The organism is Streptomyces sp. JH14, from assembly GCF_029428675.1.
In the GTDB taxonomy this organism is placed as follows: domain Bacteria; phylum Actinomycetota; class Actinomycetes; order Streptomycetales; family Streptomycetaceae; genus Streptomyces.
This window is the reverse complement of sequence record NZ_JAJNEL010000001.1, coordinates 1,911,579-1,921,957: the sequence shown is the minus strand read 5'-3', so window position 1 is coordinate 1,921,957 and position 10,379 is coordinate 1,911,579. Positions and strand designations below refer to the sequence as shown.

Below are 10,379 nucleotides of genomic sequence, written 5' to 3'. Positions count from 1 at the left end.
ACTTCCCACTCGGCTCACAGCTGCGGGTTCTTCCGGCGGCTGCTGATGAGGAAACCGATGCCGGCACCGGCGGCGAGACCGATACCGACGAGCCACCACACCCCGAGACCGGCGTCGTCGCTGGTGCCGTCCTGCGCCGCGTAGTCGCTCGCGGCGGGCGAGGGCGTGTGGACGGCGGCCGGCTCGGGCCCGGTCGCGTTCAGCCGTGCGACCAGGTCGACACCGCCGAAGTCGCGGGCGTCGGCGCCCGTCGCGTGCGCGGCCACGATCAACTGGGCGTAGGCGGCGGGGCCGTTCTCCGCGGCCCAGGGCGCGGCGTGCTTCTTCAGCCAGTCGAGCGCGCCGGACGCCGCGTCCTTGTGGCCCGCGGAGGCCAGGGCGACGACCGCGTCCGCGGTGTTGCCGAGGTCGGGCTGCGCGGTGGTGTCGGTGGCGCCCGGCATCGGCGGCTGGTTCAGATGGCCGGTCTCGGCGAGGGCGCCCGCGAGGTAGTGGGCGCCGTTCTGGGCGGCCTGCTCGGGCTTCTCGACGGCACCCGCGCGGCAGGTGGTCGGCTTGGTCGCGGCCGCGGAATTGTCCCAGGCGGACAGCCCCTTGCCCATCGAACCGAGCACGGCGGCCGCGGTGGCGTCCGCGTTGGCGACGAGCTTCCCGGCCTTGTCGGGCTGGTACGCGAACGCGCCCCCGTCCTTGCCGCCGCACGGGATCGCCAGCTTGAGCAGCGCGTCGTACGGCGTCCGGCCGCCCGCGGTCGTCATGTCGGCGAGCCGCTGCTTCCGCCTGGCCAGGGCGCCGATCACGATCGAGGTGGAGTTGGCGTCGCTGGGCGAGCCCGCGTTGTAGCCCCAGCCGCCGTCCTCGTTCTGGACGGACTTCAGCCAGGCGATCGCCTTGTCGGCGGCGTCGCCGTGCCCGCCGATCTCGGCCAGCGCCTGGACCGCGGCTGCGGTGGCATTGGTGTCCGTCATCGTCTTCGCGTCGCACGGCTTGCCCGTATCGGCGCGGTACGAGGCGTACGCGCCGCTGTCGCACTGCTGGGCGACCAGCCAGTCCACGGACTCGGCCGCGGGCGTGACTCCTTCGAGCTCCTGGGCGATGAAGGCCAGCGACTGCCGCCAGACCCCGTCGTACGTCGGGTCCTTGGTGCCGTACAACCCGGCCGGCAGCGCGGCGGACGGGGTGGGGGAGGGCGACGGCGCCGCGACCGCGGCCGGGGCAGCGGCCGCACAGAGCACGGTGGCGGTGGCGGCGAGCAGTGCTGCGCTGCGGCGAACGGTCATGGCTGGCTGGGCCTCTCCTGCGGTGGGAACCGGGCACAGGCACACGGAGGCACCAGGCTCCGGCCCCGTATGCCTCGACGGTGCCGGCCACCGGGGTTCCGATGGCACGAGCCGGTCACGACCACGGACAGGGCATTCCGGCTCGCCACCGGGGACGGCGGCTCACGGCTGCGGGATCAGCGCCGGATTCGCACCGGCTTCCCCCCGAACGGGCATGATGACGACCCGCACACTGTACCGGGCCGTATCCCGCCGATTCCGGGCGGAGGGGCGCCTTCCGCAGCGATCTGCGTCACCGTGCCCTGGGGCACGTGGCGTCTTTCTCCTCGAGGTCCTGTGCCGCCCGTGCCTGCTGCGTACCGTGCCCGTCACACCGCGATGTACGTCACGGGCTCGCTCCCCGGTACCGCCTCCGCGCGTCCCAGCTTCACCAGGCGGCGCAGATGCGCCTCCGCCTCGGAGACGGCGATGTTCCGGGAGCCGTACGGGATCCGGTCCCACGGCCGGTTCCACTCCATCCGCTCGGCCAGTTGCCACGGTGTCAGCGGGGTGGCGAGCAGGGCGAGCAGGCCGGTGAGGCGGTCCTCGTGGTGGGTGAGGAGTTCGCGTACGCGTCCCGCGGCGTCCGGGAACGCGTGCTGGTGGGCGGGGAGCACCTCGGCGACGCCGAGTCGGCCGATGCGTTCCAGGGAGTCGAGGTAGTCGCCCAGGGGATCGGTGACCGTGCTGTCGTCCGGGTCCTCGTACAGGCCGATGTGCGGGCTGATCCCGGGCAGCAGGTGGTCGCCGGAGAAGAGGCGCCCGTGGCCGGGGAGCCCGGCCGGGTGGTTCTCCTCCAGGTGGAGGCAGACGTGGCCGGGGGTGTGGCCGGGGGTCCAGATCGCCCGGAGCCGGCGGCCCGCCAGGGGGAGCAGTTCGCCGGGGACGATGTCACGGTCCGGGAGGGCGGCGCGCAGGCCCGGCAGGGTGCGCATCCGTCCGCCGGTGCGGGCGGCGCGCAGCGGGGCGAGGTGTTCCTCGGGGGCGCCGACCGCGGTGAGTTTCGACGTCAGGTACGTCAGCCAGGTGCCCGGTTCGGCCTCGCGGGTGCGGCGCACGATCGCGGTGTCCGCCGCGTGCATCGCGATCCATGCCCCGGAGGCCTCGCGGACCTGGCCGGAGAGGCCGTGGTGGTCGGGGTGGTGGTGGGTGACGACCACGCCGTGGATGCCGGAGAGGGCGACGCCGATGGCCGTGAGGCCGGCGACCAGGGTGTCCCGGGCCTCCGGGTCGTCCCAGCCGGTGTCGATCAGGACCGGGCCGCGGTCGGTGTCGACGACGTGCACCAGGGTGTGGCCGAGCGGGTTGTCGGGGATGGGGACCTTGATGGACCACACGCCGCCGCCATGCTCGGTCACCTGTGTCATGGAGTCCCCAACTCTCTTTCGGCATGCGGCTGTACAGCACCGGACCCACTGTAACGAGAACTCGTTCCAGTAGTAGCCCCGGTCGACTATTTGCCGACGGTCGATCGGTGTCGGATCCGTGGACTCCTGGAACTGGAACTGGTATCAGTTCTGACACATAGTCAGGTGTGAAGTCAGGTATGGAGTCAGTGCGGAGCCGGCGCATGCCGGAGGTCGCGGGAGGCAGCAGCCATGACCGAGCTTGTCGAACACGGAAAACTGTTCATCGGCGGGGAGTTGGTCGATCCGCTGGGCCGGGACGTCATCGAGGTGATATCGCCCCACACCGAACAGGTCATCGGCCGGGTGCCGCACGCCGCCGAGGCGGATGTGGACCGGGCCGTCGCCGCCGCCCGCCGGGCCTTCGACGAAGGGCCCTGGCCACGGGCCTCCCTCGACGAGCGGATCGAGGTGGTCTCGCGGATCAAGGACGCGTTCGCCGTGCGGTACGAGGAGATCGCCCGCGTCATCAGCTCCGAGAACGGAACGCCGTACAGCTCCAGCGTGATGGTGCAGGCGCTCGCCGCGATGATGGTGTGGGACGCGGCGATCACCGTCGCCCGCACGTTCCCGTACGAGGAGCGGCGTGACGGCGTCCTCGGGCCGCTGCTGGTGCGCCGGGAGCCGGTCGGGGTCGTCGCGGCCGTCGTGCCGTGGAACGTCCCGCAGTTCACCGCCGCCGCCAAGCTCGCGCCCGCGCTGCTTGCGGGCTGCACCGCCGTGCTCAAGGTCTCGCCCGAATCGCCTCTGGACGCCTACATCCTGGCCGAGATCGTCGCCGAGGCCGGGCTCCCCGAAGGGGTGCTGTCGATTCTTCCGGCGGACCGCGAGGTCAGCGAGTACCTGGTCGGGCATCCGGGCGTCGACAAGGTGTCGTTCACCGGCTCCGTGGCGGCCGGCCGCAGGGTCATGGAGGTCGCCTCGCGCAACCTCACCCGCGTCACCCTGGAGCTGGGCGGCAAGTCCGCCGCCGTCATCCTCCCCGACGCCGACCTCGACGCGGCCGTCGCGGGCATCGTCCCGTTCGCCTGGATGATCAACGGCCAGGCGTGCGTCGCCCAGACCCGCATTCTCGTCCCGCACTCCCGGTACGACGAGATCGCCGAGGCGTTCGCCGCCGCGGCGGGCGCGCTCAGGGTCGGCGACCCGCTCGACCCCGCCACCGAACTCGGCCCGCTGGTCGCGCGGCGCCAGCAGCAGCGCTCCCTCGACTACATCAGGATCGGCCAGGAGGAGGGCGCCAAGATCCTTACGGGTGGCGGCCGTCCGGCCTCGCAGGAGCGCGGCTGGTACGTCGAGCCGACCCTCTTCGGCTCCGTCGACAACTCCATGCGCATCGCCCGCGAGGAGATCTTCGGGCCGGTCATCTGCCTGCTGCCGTACGGCGACGAGGCGGAGGCGGTGAGGATCGCCAACGACTCGGAGTACGGGCTCAGCGGCAGCGTCTGGACCGCCGACACCGAGCGCGGGATCGACATCGCCCGCCGGGTCAGAACCGGCACGTACAGCGTCAACACGTTCAGTCTCGACATGCTCGGCCCGTTCGGCGGCTACAAGAACTCCGGCCTGGGGCGGGAGTTCGGCCCCGAGGGGTACGGCGAGTACTTCGAGCACAAGATGATCCATCTGCCCGCCGGGTACCGGCCCGCGCAGCCCGGACCGCAGGAGGCGTGATGGGGGACCGCTGGCATGTGGAGGTCGACCGGAGCGTCTGCATCGGCTCCGGGATGTGCGTGAACCACGCTCCGGACGGCTTCCGGCTGGACACGGCCAGGCAGTCCCACCCGGCCGCCGCGGAGACCGACGCCAACGAGGAGGTGCTCGCGGCGGCGGAAGGGTGTCCGGTCGAGGCGATCACGCTGACGCTGCCCGACTCGGGCGAGGTGGTCTTCCCGCCGGAGGAGTAGGGCCGTGTCCTCGGTGCGCCGCCGAGGAATCGGGCCGGCGGGCGGGCCGGGACACCGGGCCCGTCCGCCGGTCCTCCGCTACGCCGTGCAGCCCGTGTCGGCGATCACGAAGTAGCCCGCCGGCGACTCCTTCAGCGTGTGGGTCACGAACACGTTGTACAGACCCATGTTCTGGTTCGACCCGTTGGCATAGACGTAACCGCCCGTGGTGTGCGCCCTGCCCGCCGCGACGTGCGCGTAGTTGGTCGCCGTGTAGCAGGCGCCGCCGCCCGGTCCTCCGGTCGTCGTCGCCGTCACCGCCGCGGAGACCGTACCGGCCGCGCCCGATCCGTCGACCGCCGCCACCGTGTAGCGGTAGGAGCCGCCTGCGGACAGGCCCGTGTCGGTGAACGACGTGGACGTGGGCTGGCCGACCTTGGCGCCGTCGCGGTAGACGGCGTACGAGGAGGCTCCCGCCACGGCGCCCCAGGAGAGCGAGGCGCTGGTGTCCGTCACGCCGGTGACCGCGAGGCCGGACGGCGCCGGGAGCGGGTTCTCGCCACCGCCGGGTGCGCCCTGGTCCAGTCCCCAGAAGACGCCGGTGTAGTACGACGAGCAGATCGAGTTCAGGAAGTACGCGGCCGTGGACCCGCACTGCGTGGTGCCCGAGCCGGGCGAGACGGCCAGGCCATGACCCATGCCGGAGATGGAGTACGTCTCCACCGCGGGCTTCCCGGAGGCGTCGTTGTAGATGCTGCGGGTGGTGTTGCCCGGCAGGGTGTCGGTGCTCGACGGGGTCTGGCCGATGCCCCAGACGTTGGTCCACTGGTCGCGCAGGGCCGTGGCGTTCGCGGGGTACACCGTGAAGTCGGAGGTGCCCTGCCAGATGGCGACCCGCGGCCACGGGCCGGTGTAACCGGGGAAGCCGCCGCGGACCTTGTCACCCCACTGGGCGGGGGTCAGCTTCTGCGGGCCCGTCTGGCAGCCGGAGGCGGCGGCCTGGCTGGTGGCGCACTGCGCGGGCAGACCGGACGCCACGGAACCGCCCGCGAACACGTCCGGGTAGGCGGCCAGCAGGTCGGCCGTCATCCCGCCGCCCGCCGAGAGCCCGGTGACGTACACCCGGCGCCCGTCGGAGCCGTACTGCTGCTTCGCGTGCTCCACCATCTGCACGATGGAGGCGGCCTCGCCCTTGCCCCGGGTGTCCTCGGCCGGATCGAACCAGCCGAAGCAGGAGAGCGCGTTGTTGGCGGACGTGGTCTGCGGGAAGACCACGGCGAACTTCCACAGGTCGGCGAATTTCGGCCAGCCCGAGTTGGTGTAGTAGTCGTTGGCCGTCTGCGTGCAGCCGTGCAGGGCGATCACCAGGGGTGCGCCCGCGGGCAGATCGGCGGGGGCGTACTCGTACATCTGAAGGTTGCCGGGGTTGGTGCCGAAGCCGGTGACCTGTTGCAGGCCACCGGCGGCAGCGGCCGGCTGCGCGGCGCCCACGGTGCTCAGCGTCGCCGCGACGACGCCGAGTACGGCCGTGGACGCGACGCGCCGGAACAGGCGTCGCAGGATCGATGGGCGCACGGGGGGCCTCCCTGTTCGGAACGTGCGGGCGTACGGACATGCGAACTGCTGCCGGAACCTACGAGCATGGGCCGCCCCGGCCCATGGGGCGGGCTGACATCCCTCGGGCCCCGCTGTGTGCGGCACCGCCCTTGCGCCGCGAGCGCCGGCGAGGATCGGGCGTTGACATCGAGTGCGCTCGAAGATGCAGACTCCCGGTCAGCAACGCCCGTACACGCAATGGGCTGTTGGGAGGGAGACCGAAATGCGCTACCGCACGATCGGCACGGATCCGAAGACCCGTCGCGAGGTGAGTGTGCTCAGCCTCGGCGCCATGCTGATGGGCACGCTCACCGACGAAGCGACCTCGTTCGCCGTCCTCGACCGGTACGCCGAGGCCGGCGGCACTTTCATCGACACCTCGAACAACTACGCGTTCTGGGTCGACGGCAGTCAGGGCGGGGAGAGCGAGCAGTTGCTCGGCCGCTGGCGCCGGAGCCGTGGCATCGGCGACGAGATCGTCATCGCCACCAAACTCGGCGCCCGGCCGAACACTCCCGCCAGCGGCTTCACCCGCGACATCGAGGGACTCTCGCCGAAGGTGATCCGGGAGTCCGCCGAGCGGAGCCGGGAACACCTCGGCGTCGAGAGGCTGGACCTGCTGTACGCGCACGTCCAGGACCACGGCGTGCCGATGTGCGACACCGTCGAGGCGTTCGGAGAGCTGGTGACCACAGGGGCCGTCGGACTGCTGGGCGTGAGCAACCACTGGGCGTGGCAGGTGGAGCGGGCCCGGGCCCTTGCCGAGGCCGCCGGGCTGCCGGGGTACGAGATCCTCCAGTACCACCACAGCTATCTGCGGCAGCGTACGGACCTGCCGAGCCTGCGCTCACCGGACGGCCAGGAGGGTGTGGCCGCCGGGGACCTCCTCAGCTACCTCCGGGCCGAACCCGCCCTCGTACCGGTCGCCTACTCGCCACTGCTGGCCGGGGCCTACGTCCGGGCGGACAAGCCGCTCGGCCCGGAGTTCGACCACCCGGGCACCCGGGCACGGCAGGCGGCACTGCGGACAGTGGCCGAGGAGACCGGGGCGACCGTCAACCAGGTGGTCCTGGCCTGGCTCATCGGCGGCGAGGTCCCGGTCGTCCCGCTGGTCGGCGCCTCCTCGGTGGCGCAGCTGGAGGAGAGCCTCGCGGCAGTGGACCTGGAGCTTACGACGGAGCAGCGGGCGACGCTGGACGCCGCCCACTGACCGACCGCACCATGTACGCCACCACCATGGCGGCGTGCGGCGGTGTGTGCACCGACCCCGTGTGACGTGGGCTTCCGTCTCCTTACGGTGACGACCATGCAGACTCCCCAGAGCCCGGAGCCCGGGCCCGCGCCGCTCACCGTTCCCCCGCCCCGCGCCGCCGCTGCTCCGCTTGCGCCCGCGGACCCGTTCCTGGCCGGGCGCACCGCCCTGGTGACCGGTGCGGCCAGCGGTATCGGGCAGGCCTGCGCCGAGGCGCTCGCCGCCGCGGGCGCCCATGTGTACGTGGTGGACAAGGCCGCCGACGCGGCCAAGAGCCTGGCCGAGCGGATCGGCGGAACGGCCTGGGTGGTCGACCTGTCCGTGCCCGAGGCGGTGGACACGCTGCCGGACGACGCCGACCTGGTGGTCAACAACGCAGGCCTGCAGCACGTCGCCCCCGTGCACGAGTTTCCGCCGGACCGCTTCGCCCTGATCCAGCGCGTCATGGTGGAAGCGCCGTTCCGCATCTTGCGCCGCACCCTGCCCGGCATGTACGAACGCGGCTGGGGGCGCGTCGTCAACATCTCGTCCGTCCACGGGCTGCGCGCCAGCCCGTACAAATCGGCCTACGTAACGGCCAAGCACGCACTGGAGGGGCTCAGCAAGGTGGTCGCTCTCGAAGCAGCGCCCCACGGGGTGACCAGCAACTGCGTCAACCCCGGCTACGTACGCACGCCGCTGGTCGAGAACCAGATCGCCGACCAGGCCCGTACGCACGGCATCTCGGAGGAGGAGGTGGTGAGCAAGGTGATGCTGGAACGCAGCGCCATCAAGCGCCTCATCGAACCCCGGGAGGTGGCCGAGGCGGTGCTCTGGCTGTGCGGGCCGCACACCGGGCACATCACCGGTACGTCGATCGCGATGGACGGCGGCTGGACCTCTCACTGACACTCTCCAGGTACACCCCGACGTCCCGACGAACGATGGCCGCACATGTCTGCACCGACCCCCTCCGCCGTGCCCCACCTGCGCCGGCTCCTCGACCTGCTGTCCGAGGACGCCCCCGCCGAGGCGCTGGGAGCCGTCTCCTCCCAGGCGCGGGCCTCCGGTGTGCCCGCGGGCGACCTGGCCGAGGTGGAGCGGGCCACCGCCACCGCGCTGCGGATCCGGGGCGCCCTGCGCCAGCACCGGCGCCGTGAGCTCCAGCTCACCGCGCTCTTCGACACCGCGGGCGACCTGGCCGCCTCCCGCGACCTGGACGACGTGCTGAAGGCGATCGTCCGGCGGGCCAGGATGCTGCTCGGCACGGACACGGCGTACCTCACGCTCCCCGACGAGGAGGCGGGGGACACCTATATGCGGGTCACCGACGGCTCGGTGTCGGTGCTCTTCCAGCGGCTGCGGCTGGAGCTCGGCGAAGGGCTCGGCGGCCTGGTCGCGCAGACCGCGAGCCCGTACGCCACCCCTGACTACCGCACCGACGACCGCTTCCGCCACACCCACAACATCAACGCCGGCGTCCTGGACGAGGGGCTCGTCGCCATTCTCGGCGTGCCCCTGCTCCTCGGTTCCAGCCGCGGCGGTACGGGGAAGGTCATCGGCGTCCTCTTCGCCGCCGACCGCGCACCCCGCGTCTTCAGCCCCGACGAGGTCGCCCTGCTCTGCTCGCTCGCCGCGCACGCCGCGATCGCGATCGACACCGCCCGCGCCCTCGCCGACACGCGCACGGCCCTCGCCGAACTCGCCGGCGCGAACGCCGAGCTGGCCGAGGCCAACGCGGCGGTACGGGAGCACTCGTCCGCCATGCAGCGTGCCGAGGAGGCGCACGACCGGCTGACCGACCTGGTGCTGCGCGGCGGTGACGTCAAGGACGTCGCGGCGGCCGTGGCGGGGCTGCTGGATGCGCCGCTCACCATTCACGACCCGGGCGGACGCCCGCTGGCGGCCGTCCGGCCCGACGGCGCGGTCCTCGCCGCCGACAGCATGGACGCCGCATGGCTGGCCGGGACCGCCGAGGAGTCCCGCACCGGAGCGCGCGCCGTGCACCGCGACGGCCGGTGGATCTGCGCGGTGCTCGCCGGGCAGGAACTCCTGGCCAGTCTCGTCCTGCACCAGCGGCAGCGCCTCGACGACTCCGACCGGAGGCTCTTCGAACGCGCCGCCGTGGTCACCGGTCTCCTCCTGCTGCTGCGGCGCAGGGTCGCCGAGACCGAGAACCGGATACGCGGCGAGCTGATCACCGATCTGCTGACCGACGCGGAACGCGACCCGTCCGGACTCGCCGAGCGCGGCCGCCGCCTCGGCGTCGACCTGGACGCCCCGCATCTGCTGCTGGTGGCCGAAGCCGGCGCCCGGGAGAAGCTGGGCGCCGCTGTCCTGCGCTACCTGTTCGGCGGGGACATCCACGGGGTGAGCGCCGAACACGCGGGCACGGTGGTGCTGTTGATCGCGTGGGGCGACGGGGACGCGGGCGCCGGTGACGCGGCGCGGGCGGCCGCCGCGCAGCTCGGACAGCTCGTCCAGGCGCCCGTCACCGTGGCCGCCACCGGGCCGGCCCGGGGCCCGCGCGAGCTGGCTGCCGCCCACCGGGAGGCCGCGCGGTGCCTGCGCGCCATGCGTGTCCTGGGGCGTACGGGCGAAGGCGCCTGCGTCGATGAACTCGGCTTCCTCGGCGTGGTCCTGGGCAACGCGCAGGACGTCGACGGCTTCGTCGACGCGACGCTGGGGCCTCTGCTGCGGTACGACGCCCGGCGCGGCACGCATCTGGTGCGCACGCTGAGCGCGTACTTCGGCTGCGGCGGCAGCCTCATCCGTGCCAAGGACGAGCTGCACGTGCACGTCAACACGGTGGTGCAGCGCCTGGACCGGATCCAGGTGCTGCTGGGGCGGGACTGGAACGAGCCGGACCGGGCGCTGGAGCTCCAACTGGCGTTGCGGTTGAACCTGCTGGCGGGTGGGCGGGAGCGGTAGCGACCGGGGC

The 10,379-nt window shown here is 72.5% G+C and carries 8 protein-coding genes and 1 riboswitch; of the genes, 5 read left to right on the top strand and 3 right to left on the bottom strand.

Annotated elements, in window-relative coordinates:
- Positions 1-14: 14 nt before the first annotated feature.
- The gene (locus tag LRD69_RS08690) at positions 15-1,280 is read right to left on the bottom strand and encodes a prenyltransferase/squalene oxidase repeat-containing protein (RefSeq protein WP_277325980.1); all 1,266 of its coding nucleotides are present in this window, start codon (positions 1,278-1,280) and stop codon (positions 15-17) included.
- Positions 1,281-1,410: 130 nt separating this feature from the next.
- Positions 1,411-1,484, bottom strand: a riboswitch (cobalamin riboswitch).
- A 164-nt stretch (positions 1,485-1,648) separates the two neighbouring features.
- Positions 1,649-2,686: an MBL fold metallo-hydrolase gene (locus LRD69_RS08685; protein WP_277325979.1), complete on the bottom strand. Its 1,038-nt coding sequence runs from the start codon at positions 2,684-2,686 to the stop codon at positions 1,649-1,651.
- Positions 2,687-2,917: 231 nt separating this feature from the next.
- Here LRD69_RS08685 and LRD69_RS08680 point away from each other — a divergent pair, with 231 nt between their 5' ends.
- Complete coding sequence (locus LRD69_RS08680) at positions 2,918-4,399, top strand: aldehyde dehydrogenase (protein ID WP_277325978.1); 1,482 nt, start codon at positions 2,918-2,920, stop codon at positions 4,397-4,399.
- On the top strand, positions 4,399-4,632 hold the full coding sequence (locus LRD69_RS08675) for a ferredoxin (RefSeq protein ID WP_277325977.1): 234 nt from the start codon (positions 4,399-4,401) through the stop codon (positions 4,630-4,632). The genes LRD69_RS08680 and LRD69_RS08675 overlap by 1 nt, the downstream gene beginning before the upstream one ends.
- A 78-nt stretch (positions 4,633-4,710) precedes the next feature.
- On the opposite strand, the gene LRD69_RS08670 is transcribed toward LRD69_RS08675, so the two are convergent.
- Positions 4,711-6,186 (bottom strand): PHB depolymerase family esterase, encoded by a 1,476-nt coding sequence (locus tag LRD69_RS08670; RefSeq protein WP_277325976.1) that lies wholly within the window; start codon positions 6,184-6,186, stop codon positions 4,711-4,713.
- A 244-nt stretch (positions 6,187-6,430) separates the two neighbouring features.
- Between LRD69_RS08670 and LRD69_RS08665 the strand changes: the two genes are divergently transcribed.
- The 3 genes from LRD69_RS08665 to LRD69_RS08655 all read left to right on the top strand — a co-directional run bounded on the left by LRD69_RS08665 (position 6,431) and on the right by LRD69_RS08655 (position 10,369).
- Positions 6,431-7,417, top strand: coding sequence for an aldo/keto reductase (locus LRD69_RS08665; protein ID WP_277325975.1), 987 nt, complete (start codon positions 6,431-6,433; stop codon positions 7,415-7,417).
- Positions 7,418-7,513: 96 nt separating this feature from the next.
- Positions 7,514-8,347: a 3-hydroxybutyrate dehydrogenase gene (locus LRD69_RS08660; RefSeq protein ID WP_277325974.1), complete on the top strand. Its 834-nt coding sequence runs from the start codon at positions 7,514-7,516 to the stop codon at positions 8,345-8,347.
- 45 nt (positions 8,348-8,392) lie between these two features.
- Complete coding sequence (locus LRD69_RS08655; protein ID WP_277325973.1) at positions 8,393-10,369, top strand: GAF domain-containing protein; 1,977 nt, start codon at positions 8,393-8,395, stop codon at positions 10,367-10,369.
- Positions 10,370-10,379 lie beyond the last annotated feature (10 nt).

Excerpts from the sequence above, each read along its gene's own strand:
- LRD69_RS08685 (WP_277325979.1), bottom strand. The coding sequence starts at position 2,686 with ATGACACAGGTGACCGAGCATGGCGGCGGCGTGTGGTCCATCAAGGTC.
- LRD69_RS08675 (WP_277325977.1), top strand. The coding sequence starts at position 4,399 with ATGGGGGACCGCTGGCATGTGGAGGTCGACCGGAGCGTCTGCATCGGC.
- LRD69_RS08665 (WP_277325975.1), top strand. The coding sequence starts at position 6,431 with ATGCGCTACCGCACGATCGGCACGGATCCGAAGACCCGTCGCGAGGTG.
- LRD69_RS08680 (WP_277325978.1), top strand. The coding sequence starts at position 2,918 with ATGACCGAGCTTGTCGAACACGGAAAACTGTTCATCGGCGGGGAGTTG.
- LRD69_RS08655 (WP_277325973.1), top strand. The coding sequence starts at position 8,393 with ATGTCTGCACCGACCCCCTCCGCCGTGCCCCACCTGCGCCGGCTCCTC.
- LRD69_RS08660 (WP_277325974.1), top strand. The coding sequence starts at position 7,514 with ATGCAGACTCCCCAGAGCCCGGAGCCCGGGCCCGCGCCGCTCACCGTT.
- LRD69_RS08690 (WP_277325980.1), bottom strand. The coding sequence starts at position 1,280 with ATGACCGTTCGCCGCAGCGCAGCACTGCTCGCCGCCACCGCCACCGTG.